The 16,988-nt window shown below is 63.1% G+C and carries 14 protein-coding genes; 9 read left to right on the forward strand and 5 right to left on the reverse strand.

Going from position 1 to position 16,988, the window contains the following annotated elements; genetic code table 11:
* The first annotated feature begins 73 nt into the window (after positions 1 to 73).
* The 3 genes from ABB26_RS19625 (at position 74) to hslU (ending at position 3,086) form a co-directional block, all read left to right on the forward strand.
* Complete coding sequence (locus ABB26_RS19625; RefSeq protein ID WP_245626236.1) at positions 74 to 889, forward strand: DUF1203 domain-containing protein; 816 nt, start codon at positions 74 to 76, stop codon at positions 887 to 889.
* Between the two features lie 181 nt (positions 890 to 1,070).
* On the forward strand, positions 1,071 to 1,622 hold the full coding sequence (hslV, locus tag ABB26_RS15090; protein ID WP_057635528.1) for an ATP-dependent protease subunit HslV: 552 nt from the start codon (positions 1,071 to 1,073) through the stop codon (positions 1,620 to 1,622).
* 90 nt (positions 1,623 to 1,712) lie between these two features.
* Positions 1,713 to 3,086 carry an ATP-dependent protease ATPase subunit HslU gene (gene hslU, locus ABB26_RS15095; RefSeq protein WP_057635529.1) on the forward strand — a complete coding sequence of 458 codons (1,374 nt, stop codon included), beginning with the start codon at positions 1,713 to 1,715 and terminating at the stop codon, positions 3,084 to 3,086.
* Positions 3,087 to 3,241: 155 nt separating this feature from the next.
* Here the strand turns inward: hslU and ABB26_RS15100 are convergent, their stop codons facing one another.
* Positions 3,242 to 3,913, reverse strand: a complete 672-nt coding sequence (locus ABB26_RS15100) for a TetR family transcriptional regulator (RefSeq protein WP_057635557.1) — start codon at positions 3,911 to 3,913, stop codon at positions 3,242 to 3,244.
* Positions 3,914 to 4,133: 220 nt separating this feature from the next.
* Between ABB26_RS15100 and ABB26_RS15105 the strand changes: the two genes are divergently transcribed.
* Together ABB26_RS15105 and smeE are read left to right on the forward strand one after the other, a co-directional pair.
* Positions 4,134 to 5,324, forward strand: a complete 1,191-nt coding sequence (locus ABB26_RS15105) for an efflux RND transporter periplasmic adaptor subunit (RefSeq protein ID WP_057635530.1) — start codon at positions 4,134 to 4,136, stop codon at positions 5,322 to 5,324.
* Between the two features lie 12 nt (positions 5,325 to 5,336).
* Positions 5,337 to 8,480: a multidrug efflux RND transporter permease subunit SmeE gene (gene smeE, locus ABB26_RS15110; RefSeq protein ID WP_057635531.1), complete on the forward strand. Its 3,144-nt coding sequence runs from the start codon at positions 5,337 to 5,339 to the stop codon at positions 8,478 to 8,480.
* 215 nt (positions 8,481 to 8,695) lie between these two features.
* Here the strand turns inward: smeE and ABB26_RS15115 are convergent, their stop codons facing one another.
* Both ABB26_RS15115 and ABB26_RS15120 read right to left on the reverse strand, forming a co-directional pair.
* A complete protein-coding gene (locus ABB26_RS15115; protein WP_057635532.1) occupies positions 8,696 to 8,944 on the reverse strand; it encodes a hypothetical protein in 249 nt (82 codons plus the stop codon).
* A gap of 113 nt (positions 8,945 to 9,057) precedes the next feature.
* Entirely contained in the window at positions 9,058 to 9,510 is a 453-nt protein-coding gene (locus tag ABB26_RS15120) for a nucleoside deaminase (RefSeq protein WP_057635533.1), read from the reverse strand.
* 103 nt (positions 9,511 to 9,613) lie between these two features.
* Here ABB26_RS15120 and ubiE point away from each other — a divergent pair, with 103 nt between their 5' ends.
* Positions 9,614 to 10,378: a bifunctional demethylmenaquinone methyltransferase/2-methoxy-6-polyprenyl-1,4-benzoquinol methylase UbiE gene (gene ubiE / locus ABB26_RS15125; protein ID WP_057635534.1), complete on the forward strand. Its 765-nt coding sequence runs from the start codon at positions 9,614 to 9,616 to the stop codon at positions 10,376 to 10,378.
* 147 nt (positions 10,379 to 10,525) lie between these two features.
* Positions 10,526 to 12,481: a M1 family metallopeptidase gene (locus tag ABB26_RS15130; protein WP_057635535.1), complete on the forward strand. Its 1,956-nt coding sequence runs from the start codon at positions 10,526 to 10,528 to the stop codon at positions 12,479 to 12,481.
* A 208-nt stretch (positions 12,482 to 12,689) separates the two neighbouring features.
* On the opposite strand, the gene ABB26_RS15135 is transcribed toward ABB26_RS15130, so the two are convergent.
* On the reverse strand, positions 12,690 to 14,003 hold the full coding sequence (locus ABB26_RS15135) for an acetamidase/formamidase family protein (protein WP_211261976.1): 1,314 nt from the start codon (positions 14,001 to 14,003) through the stop codon (positions 12,690 to 12,692).
* Between the two features lie 198 nt (positions 14,004 to 14,201).
* On the reverse strand, positions 14,202 to 14,828 hold the full coding sequence (locus ABB26_RS15140) for a TetR/AcrR family transcriptional regulator (RefSeq protein ID WP_057635537.1): 627 nt from the start codon (positions 14,826 to 14,828) through the stop codon (positions 14,202 to 14,204).
* Between the two features lie 130 nt (positions 14,829 to 14,958).
* Between ABB26_RS15140 and ABB26_RS15145 the strand changes: the two genes are divergently transcribed.
* Positions 14,959 to 16,005: an MBL fold metallo-hydrolase gene (locus ABB26_RS15145; protein WP_083490868.1), complete on the forward strand. Its 1,047-nt coding sequence runs from the start codon at positions 14,959 to 14,961 to the stop codon at positions 16,003 to 16,005.
* A 178-nt stretch (positions 16,006 to 16,183) separates the two neighbouring features.
* Positions 16,184 to 16,918: a hypothetical protein gene (locus tag ABB26_RS15150; protein WP_057635539.1), complete on the forward strand. Its 735-nt coding sequence runs from the start codon at positions 16,184 to 16,186 to the stop codon at positions 16,916 to 16,918.
* Positions 16,919 to 16,988: the final 70 nt, after the last annotated feature.

The following is a 16,988-nucleotide window of genomic DNA, read 5'->3' on the forward strand; positions in this document are numbered from 1 at the left end:
TTGATGTCCGATCACGGCGAGCGTCGCACTATGTGCCTGGCCCAAGCTGCGTGCTCCAAACAAGGAGCATGCAATGACATCCTTCGTCCTGCACGGCTTGAATGCCGACGACTTCGCAGCGTTGTTCCAGTTGGATGATGCCGCGCTTGCCGCGCGCCAGATCAAGCGCGTGGTGGCGCATGAGGCCAAGGCATTTCCGTGTCGGGTGAGTCTGCTGGATGCGGCAGTCGGCGAAGAGCTGTTGCTTCTGCCCTATCAACATCAGCCGGCAGATTCGCCGTACCGGGCCAGTGGTCCGATCTTCGTGCGGCGCGGTGCAGTGGCTGCCGATCTTGCGGTCGATGAAATCCCGATGGCGATGCTTCACCGTCTGATGTCGCTGCGCGCCTATGACGCCGCGCATCAGATCATCGATGCGGAGGTGTGTGACGGCACGGCAGTGGCGGTATGGCTGCAGCGTGCTTTCGACGATGAAGCGGTGGCGTATGTGCATCTTCATCATGCCCGTTACGGATGTTATTCGTGCCGGGCCAATCGCGTCGGCAAGGCTCAATCCCATGCGCCAGACGCAGACAACCCGCAGTCAGCTGAGCAGCGGTCAGGTGAATGCGTTGCAATTGATTTCCATCAGGGCGGCCTCATCGATGGGCGCGCATTGTCGGGGTCAATCGGAGGTGCCGAAATGGCCAAGCCATTCCCACTCAAACCCAAACACCCCGAACGCATCTGCTGGGGCTGTGATCGCTACTGCGCTACCGATGCACTGGCATGCGGCAATGGTTCCGGGCGCACCCAGCATCCGGTCGAGACGCAGGGCGAGGACTGGTATGTGGCATGGGGCATCGAACCGGAGCCGGACCGGCCGAGTCACGCCAAGCTCAAACCATAGGCAGGCAACTTATCCCCGCGTGGGCAAGGGAACTGAGCCCCCACGGGGTGGGTGATGCCGAGCCGGGTTCGGCACGACGACGCTGTTTTTCTGAACGCTGGCTGTCGCGGGCAGGGGAGGGGGCAGGCTTGATCGCGGCCAACACGTCCCCATTACCGTTGAACAGTATCCCGGAGGCCGTATGGACCCCAGTCAGAACCCGAACGTTTTTCATGCCACCACCATCTGCTGCGTGCGTCGCGGCGAACATGTGGCGATTGCCGGTGACGGCCAGGTCACGCTGGGACACACGGTGATGAAGGGCAACGCACGCAAAGTGCGCCGGCTTGGCCGCGATGGTCAGGTGTTGGCCGGTTTCGCCGGCGCTGCTGCGGACGCCTTCACCCTGTTCGAACTGTTTGAAGCAAAGCTCGAAAAACATGGTCAGTTGACCCGCGCAGCGGTGGAGCTGGCCAAGGATTGGCGCACCGAGCGCCGTCTCGGCAAGCTCGAAGCGCTGCTGGCAGTGGCCGACCGTGAAACCTCGCTGATCATCGGTGGTACCGGCGATGTGATCGAGCCGGAGGACGGCATCATCGCCATCGGTTCCGGCGGCTCCTATGCACTGAGCGCGGCGCGCGCATTGCTGGCGCACACCGAACTGGATGCCAGGACGGTGGCGATGGAGGCAATCAACATTGCCGGCGGCATCTGCATCTACACCAACAAGAATGTGGTGGTGGAAGAACTTTGAGTTGAAGGCAGGGAAGGTCGAGCCCGGCTATTGCCTCCTGCCCGCTGACGCGCCCTCCCGTTCCCCATTCCCTATTCCGGCTGTCAAAACATGACTCACAAGATCGAAGTTTCTTCCGCCACCATGACCCCGCGCGAGATCGTGCAGGAGCTGGATCGGCATATCGTCGGCCAGCACGACGCCAAGCGCGCGGTGGCCATCGCACTGCGCAACCGCTGGCGTCGCATGCAGCTGCCCGGCGAGCTGCGCAACGAAGTGATGCCCAAGAACATCCTGATGATCGGGCCGACCGGTGTCGGCAAGACCGAGATCGCGCGTCGCCTGGCCACGCTGGCCAATGCGCCGTTCGTGAAGGTGGAAGCCACGCGCTTCACCGAGGTCGGCTATGTCGGCAAGGACGTGGAGCAGATCATCCGCGACCTGGCCGATACCGCCGTCAAGCTGTATCGCGAGCAGGCCAAGGTGCGCGTGCGCACGCAGGCTGAAGAGAAGGCCGAAGACCGCATCCTCGATGCGCTGCTGCCGCGTCGTAGTGCCGGCATCGGTTTTGATGCCGAGGCGGCACGCAATGAGCCATCGGCCGGCGACAATGAAACCCGCATCAAGTTCCGCCGCATGCTGCGTGCCGGTGAGCTGGATGAGCGTGAGATCGAGCTGGACGTCACTGCCAATGTCAGCATGGACATCATGACCCCGCCGGGCATGGAGGAAATGGGCCAGCAGTTGAAGTCGATGTTCGCCAACCTGGGTAGCGCCAAGTCGAACAAGCGCACGCTGACGATCAAGGCGGCGCGTCCGCTGCTGATCGAGGAAGAGGCAGGCAAACTGGTCAACGAAGACGACATCCGTACGGCGGCGATCGAGGCCTGCGAACAGCACGGCATCGTGTTCATCGATGAAATCGACAAGGTCGCCAAGCGCGGTGACAACGTCGGCGGCGGTGATGTGTCGCGCGAAGGCGTGCAGCGCGATCTGCTGCCGCTGGTGGAAGGCTCGAATGTGTCGACCAAGTACGGCACTATCAAGACCGACCATATCCTGTTCATTGCTTCGGGCGCGTTCCATCTTGCCAAGCCAAGCGATCTGATTCCCGAGCTGCAGGGTCGCTTCCCGATCCGTGTGGAACTGGGCGCGCTGACCAAGTCTGATTTCGTGCGCATCCTCACCGAACCGAAGGCCGCGCTGACCAAGCAGTACGAAGCACTGCTGGCGACCGAAGGCGTCAAGGTGAGCTTCACGGTTGATGCGGTGGACCGTCTTGCCGAGATCGCGTTCCAGGTCAACGAGCGTCAGGAGAACATCGGTGCGCGGCGTCTGCACACGGTGCTGGAACGTCTGCTGGATTCGCTCAGCTATGAAGCGCCGGATCGTGATGGCGAAACCATCACCATCGACAGTGCCTACGTGAACAAGCATCTGGGTGAGTTGGTGCAGGACCCGGATCTGAGCCGTTACATCCTGTAACGGGCGGTTTTCGCGAGGAAAGGAACGGCAGCACTTCGGTGCTGCCGTTTTTTTTGCAGGAAGGCGCGTAGTGCCGAGCAATGCTCGGCAGAGGCTTTATCAGGCATGCCAAAGCGCAGCATGGCTGCGCTCTACCGTGCACGCGGCCAACGAATTCAATCGACTTCGTCGGGATCCGGCAGCGGGGAGGGTGGGTCGCCGGGGCTGAACACGCCTGGCTTCACGTAATAGAAGAGCAGCGCGTCCATCGCTTCAAGATTGTCGCGCTCCAGGTCGAAACGTTCCGGCTCCATCATCGCGCTGTACAGCACGCCGGTAACGCCGGCATACAGGATGCGCGCGGCGGTGGCCGCATCGACGTTGTCACGCAGTTGTCCCAATTCCTGTGCACGCTCAAGCGCGCGGCGGAAGATCGCCAGTTCTTCGTCGAGACTGTCGTGCTGCAACTTCTGCATGGCCAGGCTTTCGGCCGACAGATCGTTGCGCAGCATGATCTCCATCATGTTGCGCAGGCGCGGTTCGTTGGCCAGCTCACTCACCGAGACCAGCATCGCCGAGCGCAGGTCCAGCACCGGGGTGACGCGGTGGGGCGAGTAGGTGCGGTGCAGGCGCTTGATGAAGGGGATGCGCTCACGGTGGATGATGGCCTCAAGCACTTCGGTCTTGTTCTTGAAGTGCCAGTACACCGCGCCGCGCGAATACCCGGCGCGCTCGCCGATGGCCGCCAGCGAGGTGCTCGCCACGCCGGTTTCATGGAAGCACGCCAAGGCCGCATCGAGGATGCCTTCGCGGGTGGCTTGCGCCTCTTCTTTGGTTTTTCTGGCCATTGCGTTGTGCAAATGCTGGATGAACCGGCCCGGAGTGTAGTCGTTTACAAACATCCATGCATGTATGTATATTCCCGCAGCTTGCTTCGCAGGATGCCCGGGCTGTGTTTGTGGTGGCAGCCCCATGGCTCTCCCCGTAACGTATGTGCACAGTCCGTGTGCCGCTGGTGGGGGTTGCCAGCCACGTTCTGCGAGCGTCACTTCCCTTTCGAGCCTTCCAATGTCCCGAATCAGCAACTGCCGTGTTCTCGCGCTTTCTCTTGCCCTGACCCTCGCGCTCGCCGCGTGCAAAGGCGGTGGAGAAGCTCCCCCGCAGGGTGGCCCGGGTCAGGTCACTGTGGTCACTTTGAAGGCTGAACCGGTCACGTTGAAGCGTGAGCTGGCGGGCCGCGCCAACAGCTACCAGGTAGCCGAAGTTCGTCCGCAGGTGAGTGGCATTGTTGCCAAGCGCCTGTTCACTGAAGGCAGTCTGGTGAAGGAAGGTCAGCCGCTGTACCAGCTGGATGACGCCGCCTACCGCGCCCAGGCCAACAGCGCACGCGCGCAGCTGGCACGCGCCGAAGCCACGGCAAATGCCGCACGCCTGGCTGCACGCCGCAGCGAGGCGCTGGTCAAGTCGCAGGTCATCAGCGCGCAGGACAACGAAAACGCACAGGCCACCTGGAAGCAGGCCGAGGCCGACGTGCTTGCTGCACGCGCTTCGCTGGATGCGGCCAACGTGACGCTGGGCTATGCCCGCATCACCGCGCCCATCAGTGGCCAGATCGGCAAGTCCTCGGTCACCCAGGGCGCGCTGGTCAGCGCCGGCCAGGCGGCTGCACTGGCGACGATCAATCAGCTCGATCCGATCTATATCGATGTCACCCAGTCCTCGGCCGAGCTGCTGCAGCTGCGCCGTGAACTGGCCGAAGGGCGCCTGGAAGGCGCTTCCGAGCTGCCGGTGGACATCGTGCTTGAAGATGGCACCCCCTTTGCCCACAAGGGCAAGCTGGAGTTCTCCGAAGTCAGTGTCGATCCTTCCACGGGCAGCTATGGCCTGCGCATCCGCGTTGAGAACCCCGAGCAGGTATTGATGCCGGGCATGTTCGTGCGTGCCGTGCTGGGCAGTGGCGTGCGCCCGAATGCGCTGCTGGTGCCGATGCAGGGCATTGCCCGCGATCCCAAGGGCAGTACCACCGCGATGGTGGTCGATGCGGAAGGCAAGGTTGAACAGCGCCCGGTCACCGTCAGCCGCACCATCGGCGACAAGTGGCTGGTCGAAAGCGGTCTGAAGGCCGGTGACAAGGTCATCGTCGAAGGGTTGCAGAAGATCGGTCCGGGCATGCCGGTACAAGCCACCGAGAAGGGTGCCGAATCCGCCAAGCCTGCTGCTGCCGCGCCCGCCGCGGCGGCGCCGGCTGACAAGCAGTAAGCGGAGAAATACATGGCTCGCTTCTTTATCGACAGGCCCATCTTCGCGTGGGTCATTGCCATCATCATCATGCTGGCCGGCGCGCTGGCGATGCTCAAGTTGCCGATCTCGATGTACCCGGAAGTGGCACCGCCGGCGGTGTCGATCTCGGCGAACTATCCGGGTGCTTCGGCCAAGGTGGTCGAGGACTCGGTGACGCAGATCATCGAGCAGAACATGAAGGGCCTGGACGGGCTGATGTACTTCTCGTCCAACAGCTCCTCCAACGGCCAGGCCAGCATCACGCTGACCTTTGAAAGCGGTACCGACTCGGACATCGCGCAGGTGCAGGTGCAGAACAAGCTGCAGCTGGCCATGCCGTTGCTGCCGCAGGAAGTGCAGCGCCAGGGCATCAACGTCGCCAAGTCCAGTTCCGGCTTCCTCAACGTCATCGGTTTCGTGTCCGAAGACGGCAGCATGGACGAGAACGACATCTCCGATTACGTCGGCTCCAACGTCGTTGACCCGCTCAGCCGCGTGCCGGGCGTGGGCAGCATCCAGGTGTTTGGTGGCAAGTACGCCATGCGCATCTGGCTGGATCCGAACAAGCTGCAGACCTACAAGGTCTCCGTTGATGAGGTGACCGCATCGGTCAAGGCGCAGAACGCGCAGGTTGCGGTGGGTCAGTTGGGCGGCGCGCCGGCGGTGAAGGGCCAGCAGCTCAATGCGACCATCAACGCACAGGACCGCCTGCAGACGCCGGAGCAGTTCCGCAACATCGTGCTGCGGACCGAAACCGACGGTTCCACGTTGAAGCTGGGCGATGTGGCCCGGGTTGAACTGGGCGCGGAAACCTACGACTTCGTCACCCGCTACAACGGCAAGCCGGCCTCCGGCCTGGCCGTCACCCTGGCCACCGGCGCCAACGCGCTGGAAACCGCCGAGGGCGTGAGCAAGACCCTGGAAGAGCTGAAGGCGAACTTCCCGCGTGGCATGAACGCTGTGATTCCGTACGACACCACGCCGTTCGTGAAGGTGTCGATCAAGGGCGTGGTCAAGACGCTGCTTGAGGCCATCGTGCTGGTGTTCGTGGTGATGTATCTGTTCCTGCAGAACTTCCGCGCCACGCTGATCCCGACCATCGCCGTGCCGGTGGTGTTGCTGGGTACGTTCGGCATCCTTGCGGTGCTGGGCTTCTCGATCAACATGCTGACCATGTTCGCGATGGTGCTGGCGATCGGCCTGCTGGTGGATGACGCCATCGTGGTGGTGGAGAACGTCGAGCGCATCATGTCCGAGGAAGGACTGTCGCCGCTGGAAGCCACGCGTAAATCGATGAGCCAGATCACCGGTGCGCTGGTCGGCATCGGCCTGGTGCTGTCGGCGGTATTCGTGCCGATGGCCTTCATGAGTGGCTCCACCGGCGTGATCTACCGGCAGTTCTCGGCGACCATCGTGTCGGCGATGGCATTGTCGGTGCTGGTCGCCATCGTGCTGACCCCGGCACTGTGCGCAACCATGCTCAAGCCGCTGAAGAAGGGCGAGCACCACGTCGCGCACAAGGGCCTGTCGGGTCGCTTCTTCAACGCCTTCAACAACGGTTTTGACCGCACCAGCGGTACCTACCAGCGCGGCGTGCGCGGCATTCTTGCCCGTCCGGGTCGCTTCATGGCGGTGTTCCTGGCGCTGGCGGTGGTGATGGGCGTGCTGTTCGCGCGGCTGCCCAGTTCGTTCCTGCCCAACGAAGACCAGGGCATCCTGATGGCGCTGGTGCAGGCACCGGTCGGCGCTACCCAGGAGCGCACGCTGGAGTCGATCTACAAGCTGGAAGATCACTTCCTGAACAACGAGAAGGACGCGGTGGAATCGGTGTTCTCGGTGCAGGGCTTCAGCTTCTCGGGCATGGGCCAGAACTCGGGCATGGCCTTCGTCAAGCTCAAGGACTGGAGCGAGCGCAGTGCCGATCAGGGCGTGGGCCCGATCACCGGGCGTGCGATGGCGGCCCTGGGCCAGATCAAGGACGCCTTCATCTTCGCCTTCCCGCCGCCGGCCATGCCGGAGCTGGGTATCGCGTCGGGTTATTCGTTCTTCCTGAAGGACAACGCCGGGCAGGGCCATGACGCGCTGGTCAATGCGCGCAACCAGCTGTTGGGCATGGCAGGCAAGAGCAGCATGCTGGCCAATGTCCGCCCGAATGGTCTGGATGACACCCCGCAGCTGCGTCTGGATATCGACGTGGCCAAGGCCGGTGCGCATGGGCTGTCGCTGGATGCGATCAACAACACGCTGGCCACGGCCTGGGGTTCGAGCTATATCGATGACTTCATCGACCGTGGCCGCGTGAAGCGCGTCTATGTGCAGGCTGATGACGGCTTCCGCATGAATCCGGAAGACTTCACGCTGTGGACGGTGAAGAACAACGTCGGTGAGATGGTGCCTTTCTCGGCCTTCGCCAGCCAGCGTTGGGACTACGGTTCACCGCGCCTGGAGCGCTACAACGGCGTGTCGGCACTGGAGATCCAGGGTGAAGCCGCACCGGGCGTGGCCTCGGGTGACGCGATGCTGGAAGTGGAAAAGCTGGCCAAGCAGTTGCCGGCCGGTTTCAGCATCGAGTGGACGGCCGTGTCCTACCAGGAGCGTGAGGCTGGTTCGCAGACGCCACTGTTGTACACGCTGTCGCTGCTGATCGTGTTCCTGTGCCTGGCCGCGTTGTACGAAAGCTGGTCGGTGCCGACCTCGGTGCTGATGGTCGCGCCGCTGGGCATCCTCGGTGCGGTGCTGGCCAACACCATGCGTGGCATGGAGCGCGACGTCTACTTCCAGGTGGCGATGCTGACCACGGTGGGCCTGACCTCGAAGAACGCGATCCTGATCGTGGAATTCGCCAAGGAGCACCTGGAGAAGGGGGCGGGTGTGATCGAAGCGACGATGCATGCCGTGCGTGACCGTCTGCGTCCGATCATCATGACCTCGCTGGCGTTCGGCCTGGGCGTGCTGCCGCTGGCCATTGCTTCCGGTGCGGGTTCCGGTGCGCAGCGCGCCATCGGTACCGGCGTACTGGGCGGCATGGTGGTCGGCACCTTGCTGGGCCTGTTCTTCATCCCACTGTTCTTCGTGGTGGTGCAGCGCGTGTTCAACCGCAAGCAGCTGGCCAGGAACGGCGACCTGCCGAAGTAACGCGCGGCGACATGGATACTGAAAACGCCGGGCATTGCCCGGCGTTTTTTTTTTGGTGTTTTTTTTCAGCAGGCGGGAGTAGTGCCGTGCTCCGCCGAAGCTCTAGCGGGAACTCCCGTGCCAGGCTTGGCCGGACACTGCGGGCATGGCTGCTGCAACAAAAAACGCCGGGGCGGGCCCCGGCGTTTTCATGGCTGTCATTGACGGCGCGGTCATCACTCCAGGTCCACCGTTTCCAGCAGCTGTGCCTTTTCAACGGCACCCAGGCGCTGGGCGAACACGGCCAGGCGGTTGCACAGTTCGGCCTGGTGCTCGGGGAAGGCGCTCACCAGTTCGCGTTGCACCTGTTGGTAAGCATCCCAGAAGGGCGCGGAGCTGCGATAACGGTCGTAGTGCCGCCGCAAGCGGTGGCTGGCTTCCTGCAGTGACCGCCGACTGCGGTTCTGGATAGGCATGACTTGCATCGCTTCACCTCCATGGCAGAGCCCCTGTGCCCCGAGCATAGCCCGACTCCCTTACGATTTCGTTGCAGATGTCTCATTTTGGAGTGAAACCGGTCAGAGCCGGGTCATCTTTGTCACTCGCCGATGTCCTCATTCCAGATGTCAGGGTTCTCCGCGATGTAGCGGCCCATCATCTCGATGCAGCCGGCGTCGTTCAGGTCGATGACGTTGACCCCGGCCTCGCGCAGCCATTCGATGCCGCCGCCGAAGCTGACCGACTCGCCCACCACCACCGTGCCGATGTTGAACTGGCGCACCAGTCCGCTGCAGTACCAGCACGGGGCCAGGGTGGTGACCATGATGGTGTTGCGATAGCCGCGCTGGCGGCCGGCCTTGCGGAACGCGTCTGTCTCGCCGTGGATGGACGGGTCGCCTTCCTGGATGCGGCGGTTGTGGCCGCAGCCGAGCAGCCGGCCATCGTTGTGGTACAGCGCCGCACCGATCGGAATGCCGCCCTCAGCCAGGCCCTGGCGGGCTTCGGCAACGGCGGTTTCAAGCAGGGCGCGGTAGTCGGGGGTGGTGATCATGCGGAGTCCTCAAGGCGCTGGGCGCGCCGGCAAGGGGCCATGATAGCTGCGGCGTTTGGTCGCACCGACGACGTTGCGCGCCGTCGGTGCGATAATTGCGGGCATGAGCGAATCCCCCTACAAGAGCGGCACCACCCACTTCGGCTTCCGCGATGTACCGGCCAAGGACAAGCAGAAGCTTGTCGGCCAGGTGTTCACCTCCGTGGCCGACAACTACGACCTGATGAACGACCTGATGAGCCTTGGCATTCATCGGTTGTGGAAGCGTTACTTCGTGGCCACCGCGCAGGTGAAGCCCGGCGATCGCGCCTTGGACCTGGCTGGCGGTACCGGCGATATCGCGGTGTTGCTGAAGGAGCGTCTGGGCGATGAAGGCAGCGTGGTGCTGGGCGACATCAACGCCGGCATGCTGTCGGTGGGCCGTGACCGTCTGATCAACCGCGGCCACGTGTCCGGCTTTGACTGGGTGCAGTGCAACGCCGAGGCGCTGCCGTTCCCGGACCAGAGCTTCGACCTGGTGACCATTTCCTTCGGCCTGCGCAACGTGACCGACAAGGACGCGGCCCTGCGCGAGATGTACCGCGTGCTCAAGGTCGGTGGCCAGGCGCGTGTGCTGGAGTTCTCCGAAGTGACGCTGGACTGGTTCAAGCCGATCTACGACTTCCATTCGTTCAAGGTGCTGCCGAAGCTGGGCAAGCTGTTCGCCCGTGGCGACGCTGACAGCTACCAGTACCTGGCTGAAAGCATCCGCAAGCACCCGCCGCAGGAAGCACTGAAGGCGATGATGACCGAGGCCGGTTTCGGCCGCTGCCATTACAAGAATCTCAGTGCCGGCATCGTTTCGATCCATTCCGGTTACAAGCTCTGAGGTTTCGGTCGAACGCATGAATGCGGGCAGGGAGCGGCGAAAGCCGCTCCTTTCGTTTCCGTGCGGGGCGATTCGCCGCAGTGCCGCATCGGGAATGGCCAATCGGGTTTAAAATCAGCGGTTGTTCCCTGAACCGGCTCTACATCAATGCGTTCTCCGTTCCTGATGCTGCCCCTGGCCGTGGCGCTTGTCGCCGGTTGTGCCAAAGAACCCGCTGCGCCCACCGTCGACCCCGTCGCCCAGAAGCCCGCCGCCGCCGTGAATACCGTCAGCCGCAGCCACGATGAAAGTTCCTATGCCGAGCCGGACAAGGTCGTCATCAAGGATCTGGCGCTGGACCTGAAGGTCGATTTCGACACCAAGCAGATTGGTGGCACCGCCACCTATACGCTGGAGTGGAAGGACAAGGCAGCCAAGCAGCTGCTGCTCGACACGCGTGAACTGACGGTCGAGAAGGTCGAAGCCGTGGCCGCCGATGGCGCCGCCTCGCCGCTGCAGTTCGCACTGGCGCCGGCCGACAAGGTGTTCGGCAGCAAGTTGAGCATCGAAACGCCGGAACAGCCGGCCAGCGTGCGCATCACGTATCACACCGCACCGACCGCCTCCGGCCTGCAGTGGCTGGATCCGTCGATGACCGAAGGCAAGAAGTTGCCCTTCATGTTCAGCCAGTCGCAGGCCATCCACGCGCGTTCGTGGGTGCCGTTGCAGGACACCCCGAGCGTTCGTTTCACCTACAGCGCCCACGTGACCAGCCGCCCGGACGTGATGGTGCTGATGAGCGCCGACAACGATCCCAAGGCCGCGCGTGATGGCGACTACGCCTTCAAGATGCCGCAGCCGATCCCGTCCTACCTGCTGGCCATCGCTGCCGGTGACGTGGTGTTCGAGCCGATCTCCGCACGTTCCGGCGTGTGGGCCGAGCCGACCATGGTGGCCAAGGCCGCCAAGGAATTCGAAGACACCGAGAAGATGATCGGTGCCGCCGAAAACCTGTACGGCGAATACCGCTGGGGCCGCTACGACATGCTAGTGCTGCCGCCGTCGTTCCCGTTCGGCGGCATGGAGAACCCGCGCCTGACCTTCGCCACCCCGACCGTGATCGTGGGTGACAAGTCGCTGGTGTCGCTGGTCGCGCACGAACTGGCGCACAGCTGGTCCGGCAACCTGGTGACCAATGCGAGCTGGAAGGACATCTGGCTCAACGAGGGCTTCACCACCTACGTGCAGGGCCGCATCACCGAAGCGCTGTACGGCACGGAAATGGCCGAGATGGAGCGCGAGATCGACCAGACCGATCTGCTCAATGAAGTGAAGGACATGAGCCCGGCCGACCAGGCACTGGCACTGCCGCCGCTCAACGAGCGTGATCCGGACGAAGCGCTGAGCAATGTCGCCTACGTCAAGGGCGCCTGGTTCCTGCAGTTCCTGGAGCAGCGTTTCGGTCGCGAGGTGTTCGATCCGTTCCTGCGCGGCTGGTTCAACGACCATGCGTTCCAGAGCGCCAACACCGACCAGTTCGTCGCCTACATGCAGAAGAACCTGCTGCCGAAGAATCCCACGGCCGTGACCGAGGCCGAGCTGAAGGCGTGGCTGGAAGAGCCGGGCATCCCGGCGTTCGCCACCAAGGCGCGTTCGCGCAACTTCGCCGTGGTCGACACCGCACGCATTGCCTTCCTGGGCAGCGAGAACGTGCCTAACGCGCAGGTGACCAACGAGTGGGGCACGCAGGAATGGGTGCGCTTCATCGATGGCCTGGGCCAGACGTTGCCGGTCGCAAAGATGGCGCAGCTGGACAAGGCATACCACTTCACCGGCACGCCGAACGGCGAAATCGCCATGCGCTGGTACCCGCTGGCCATTCGCAGTGGCTACGGCGAAGCACAGGCAGCTGCCGGTGAGTTCATCCAGCGGGTGGGTCGTCGCAAGCTGATCCTGCCGATCTACGCAGAACTGCTGAAGACGCCGGAAGGTCTGGCCTTCGCCAAGGACGTGTTCGCCAAGGCCAAGCCGGGCTACCACCCGATCACCACCGGTTCGGTGGAAGACATGATCGCCAAGGCGGAAGCTGCCGCACCGAAGCAGGACGCAGCGCCGAAGCAGTAATCGGCCAGGATGTGAAACAGGACAACGGCGGGCGCAAGCCCGCCGTTGTTGTTTGTATTGTTTCCACTTCAGTGGATGCTTCGTTCCGGCGTCGCTTTGACCACCGCTTTTCTTGCTTCGCTTTGTTGTTGCTGTCCTTCCTGTGCCTTCGTCCTCGCCTGCGCGGAAATGACGGAACTCAACAGCGAAAAACAGAAAGCAAAAAGACTCACTTGCCAGTCTTCCCCGCAGCAGCCGGCAAGCCCTTCAACACCGACTTGTCGATCTTTGCCGCCACACCCACGCTGCGACCTGCAAGGTTGGCCACGCTGTACTGCACTGCCACGCCCATCACCTGGGTAGCCTGCGACATATCCAGGTCATAGGACTGGCGCAACCACTGCAGCATCCCCGAAGTTGCCAGGCGGAGTGCATCATCGCTGGAACCACCTTGGCCCAAGGTCATGATCTGTGTCGGCGATTCCACGCGCGGTGTGGCGATGGAGTGCTTCTTGATCAGTTCAACCTGCACGACCACATCCAATGATGTCTCCAGCGCCCATTGACTGGTTTCACCATCGCCCTGCAACGCATGGCCATCTCCCAGATACAACAACGCACCCGGCTGCTGCACCTGAAGATAAACCGTATTGCCTTGGACCACGGCGTTGAAATCCATGTTGCCGCCGAAATCGCTGGTGTCGCCGGTGGAGAAGGGCGGGTAGCCAAAACCGGGGGCAACGGCGAGACCGCCGAGCATGGGTTTGACCGGAATTTCAAAATTGTTCAATGCGCCGCTCGCCCCCTGCGGTCGCGCCATGCCGCGCACGCGATCCAGTTCCCAGCGAACGGGGTTGCCCAGCGCCGAGGTTTCGGTGGCGATGCGCGGCGTCTTCAGGCGGCCGACGATCCCGTCAAGGCTGTCGGCGTAGTCGCGGTTGAGCTTGAGTGAGTTGATGGTGATCGCCAGCGTATCGCCGGGCTCGGCGCCGGCGACGAAGAACGGCCCAACCTGCGGATTGCCGAACAACGCACGGGTGATGCCTTTCTCATCCACACCGCCGGAATCCAGTGTCCTGGTCTGCACCGAATCGCCCGGCCATATCACCAGTACCGGCGCACGGTCCGCGTTGAAGGTGTTGGAATAGTCGGTCGGCGTGAAGGTGTGCAGTCGTGGTGCGGCTGCCGCTCGCGAGGGCACACGCCATGCGCTGAATGCATGCGCCGCGCGCGCACTGCGGTTGTTGGTGTCGGGTTGATCGCTGCGGCCCTGCATGCGCGCGTCATCGATGCGGCCATCAAAGTGGTAGACCTGCCCATCACTTTCCGTTGCCGTGAACTGCAGTTGCTTGCCGGTCAGCACACCGGTTACGGGCGCGCTGTCCAGGGTGCCTGCGACCTGCTTGCCCTGTATATCCAACGTCAAGGTCTGGTAGTTGGTGTTGCCCCACAGATCGGTTGCCACGATCCATTGATCGGCGGCAAGGGCGTTCAGTGGCAGTGCAAGCAGCAGCGGTGAAAGCAACTTCCAGGAAGTAGGCACGTAGAGCATCTGCGTTAGGGCCCCGAGGGCGTTGCCGCAGTGTAGGGACGGCCTTGTGACCGCCGCAGTGTCATAGGTAACGCGGTCAGGTGAGGCTGATGGGGGCTGTCGTTGGTTCAACGAAGCCCGGACTTTGTCGCTCGGCTTGTCGGTTGAATGAAGCAGCGGAGGCGTCCGTCTTTCACTGGGCCTGTGAACTCAGGGCTTGAGTGCGCGCAGTGCCAGGAACATGTCCACGCAGTCGTGCATCAACTGCTGCTGTGCGGCCTCGTCCAGCGGTGGCTGGCCCAGTGTGATCTGCGGCCAGAACGCGAACGCCTTGACCATGCCCTGCAGCTGATGGGCCGCATCGGCCGGTGCGATGTCGGTACGCAGACGGCCATCGGCCTGCGCCGCACGCATCCAGGTAGTCATGCCTTCTTCCTTCTCGGCGAGCTTGTCCATCATGGCGCGTGCGCGCTCCGGCGCATGCACCAGTTCGGCGATGGCCACGCGCGAGAGATCGATGAAGCTGGGATCGCTGAGCAGGCGCAGCTTCTGCGCCAGGAAGGCGAGCAGTTGCTCACGCAGCGGCCGGGCCGGTTCGTAACTCACGTTTTCCAACGCGCGGCTGGCTTCCCAGAGCTGCCACAGGATGGCGGTGAACAGCTCGTCCTTGCTGCTGAAGTGGTTGTAGACCGTGCGCTTGGACACCTCGGCGGTGGCGGCGATGCGGTCCATGCTGGTGCCGGCGAAACCGAACGCGCGGAACTCGGCGACCGCCGCCTTCAGGATGGCGGCGCGCTTGCGGTCGGTGAGGCGGGCAGGGCGGCTGGAGGCAGTCATGCCACCATTTTACACCGTTCAGTTTACTTTCCGGAAAATGGAAGTAGACTCGCAAGTGTACTTTTCAGGGCAAGCCCCGATGAAGCGTCGCCTGCCACGTTTTCTCCTTCTTCTTACGGTGTTGATCGCCATGTCCATTGGCCTGCTGAACTGCGGTGCGCATCCGGCCGCCGCCTATGACCATTCGCCGCAGTTCAGCGATGGCCGCTTCCACAATCCGGTCGCCAAGACCTCGTTGGGCTTCGGCCGTACGGTCGGGGCGCTGTGGCGGTTCCTGTTCGACAAGCCGGCCGATGCCAGCCCGCAGGCGCCGATTCCGGTGCAGTCGCTGACCCGACAGGCGTTGCTGGACGCACCGGATGACAGCCTGTGGCGGCTCGGGCACTCCACCATGCTGCTCAAGCTGGATGGCCATTTCTGGCTGACCGACCCGGTGTTTTCCGAGCGTGTCTCGCCGATGTCGTTCATGGGCCCCAAGCGTTTCCACGCGCCGCCGCTGTCCATCGACGCATTGCCGCCGATCACCGGCGTGATCATTTCCCACGACCACTACGATCACCTCGACCACGCTGCGGTCATGGCGCTGGCACCGAAGGTGCAGCATTTCGTGACCGCGCTGGGCGTTGGTGATCGCTTGATCGGCTGGGGCATACCGGCAGCCAAGGTGACGCAGCTGGACTGGTGGCAGGAAGCGCGGGTGGAGGGGCTGAAGGTTGTCGCGACTCCGGCGCAGCATTTCTCCGGGCGTGGTCTGTCCGATGGCAACCGCACGCTGTGGGCGTCGTGGGTGATCGATACCGGCCGCACCCGCATCTTCTTCAGTGGCGACAGCGGCTACTTCGATGGCTTCGCGCGGATTGGTGAACGTTACGGCCCGTTCGACCTGAGCATGATCGAGACCGGTGCCTATGATGCCGACTGGCCCGATGTGCACATGCAGCCCGAGCAGAGCCTGCAGGCGCATCTGGACGTACGCGGCAGGGTGCTGATGCCGATCCACAACGGTACGTTTGATCTGGCCCTGCATCCATGGACCGAGCCGTTCGAGCGGATCACGGCGTTGGCTGCAGCGCAGGGTGTTGCGTTGACCGCACCGCAGATGGGCGAGCGTCTGGACATCAGGACGCCGGCGCCCTCGACGCATTGGTGGCGCCAAGGGCTCCTGACAGGGGAATGAGGGCAGGGGATGGGCGACAGGGTTTTCGATGGCATCAAGAGCCACACAGACAACGCACTGCAAACGAGTCTTCCCTCCATCACCACGCTTCCCGGGCACAAGCAATCCAGCGCATGGATGTTTAAAGTGGACGCCGTCGCGCGGCCAGGCGTCGCGCCCGTTTCCATGGAGCAGTCTGATGAAACCTTTGATCCTTGGCGCCTTGTGCGTCGTCGCCCTGGCCGCGTGCAGCAACCCGGAGGCCGAGCGGCAGCAGCAGGAAGCCATTGCCGCACAGGAACGCGCCAAGCGTGAGGCGGATGCCGAGGGAATCGGCAAGCTGTACGACGCGGCGGTGAACGGTGCGGACTGGGAAAAGGCAAAGATCCACGGCGCGTCGTTGATGGATCAGTTCCCTGATTCGGAAGCGGCAAAGCGCATCGAGCCGGGCTTTGCCGAAGTGAAAGAGAAAGCCGATGCATCGCGTGAGCTGCGTCGCATGCAGGCACTGTGGAATTACAACCAGGTGCCGGTGAAGGGCGGCACGCAGCGCTCGGCGGCGATCTACAGCAAGGACCGTGTCGATGTGGATGGCAGCCCGGCCAAGCAGGTGAATCTGGTGTTCCGCGATCACCCCGAGTGGAAGCGCCATGCCTATCTGGTGCTGCAGAGCAGTGACTTCGCCAAGGACTGCTATCGCAGCTGCCAGGTCAAGGTGAGCGTGGATGGCGGTGCTGCGCGCCCCATGGCCGCCAATCGCCCGGACACCGACGAAGCCATCGCCATGTTCATCGTCGACAACCGTGGCCTGTGGCGTCAGGCGCGCCGGGCGAAGGTCATCGAGATCGAGTTCCCGGTGAAGGCGGGCGGCACCCGCAAGGCGGTATTCGAGGTTGGCGGCCTGGACGGCAACCAGATGCCGAACTGGGATTGAGCCGGGTGATCAATGCCGTGGAACACGCCGCCGCGATCAGCGCGGTGGGCAACAGCCGCCACTGGGTTTT

The organism is Stenotrophomonas humi (genome assembly GCF_001431415.1).
GTDB lineage: Bacteria > Pseudomonadota > Gammaproteobacteria > Xanthomonadales > Xanthomonadaceae > Stenotrophomonas > Stenotrophomonas humi.

What these genes read in the sequence shown, in the direction of transcription:
- ABB26_RS15105 (WP_057635530.1), top strand. Translation starts at nt 4,134, where the DNA reads ATGTCCCGAATCAGCAACTGCCGTGTTCTCGCGCTTTCTCTTGCCCTG.
- ABB26_RS15115 (WP_057635532.1), bottom strand. Translation starts at nt 8,944, where the DNA reads ATGCAAGTCATGCCTATCCAGAACCGCAGTCGGCGGTCACTGCAGGAA.
- ABB26_RS15145 (WP_083490868.1), top strand. Translation starts at nt 14,959, where the DNA reads ATGTCCATTGGCCTGCTGAACTGCGGTGCGCATCCGGCCGCCGCCTAT.
- ABB26_RS15140 (WP_057635537.1), bottom strand. Translation starts at nt 14,828, where the DNA reads ATGACTGCCTCCAGCCGCCCTGCCCGCCTCACCGACCGCAAGCGCGCC.
- ABB26_RS15100 (WP_057635557.1), bottom strand. Translation starts at nt 3,913, where the DNA reads ATGGCCAGAAAAACCAAAGAAGAGGCGCAAGCCACCCGCGAAGGCATC.
- ABB26_RS15130 (WP_057635535.1), top strand. Translation starts at nt 10,526, where the DNA reads ATGCGTTCTCCGTTCCTGATGCTGCCCCTGGCCGTGGCGCTTGTCGCC.
- hslV (WP_057635528.1), top strand. Translation starts at nt 1,071, where the DNA reads ATGGACCCCAGTCAGAACCCGAACGTTTTTCATGCCACCACCATCTGC.
- ABB26_RS15120 (WP_057635533.1), bottom strand. Translation starts at nt 9,510, where the DNA reads ATGATCACCACCCCCGACTACCGCGCCCTGCTTGAAACCGCCGTTGCC.
- hslU (WP_057635529.1), top strand. Translation starts at nt 1,713, where the DNA reads ATGACTCACAAGATCGAAGTTTCTTCCGCCACCATGACCCCGCGCGAG.
- ubiE (WP_057635534.1), top strand. Translation starts at nt 9,614, where the DNA reads ATGAGCGAATCCCCCTACAAGAGCGGCACCACCCACTTCGGCTTCCGC.
- smeE (WP_057635531.1), top strand. Translation starts at nt 5,337, where the DNA reads ATGGCTCGCTTCTTTATCGACAGGCCCATCTTCGCGTGGGTCATTGCC.
- ABB26_RS15150 (WP_057635539.1), top strand. Translation starts at nt 16,184, where the DNA reads ATGAAACCTTTGATCCTTGGCGCCTTGTGCGTCGTCGCCCTGGCCGCG.
- ABB26_RS19625 (WP_245626236.1), top strand. Translation starts at nt 74, where the DNA reads ATGACATCCTTCGTCCTGCACGGCTTGAATGCCGACGACTTCGCAGCG.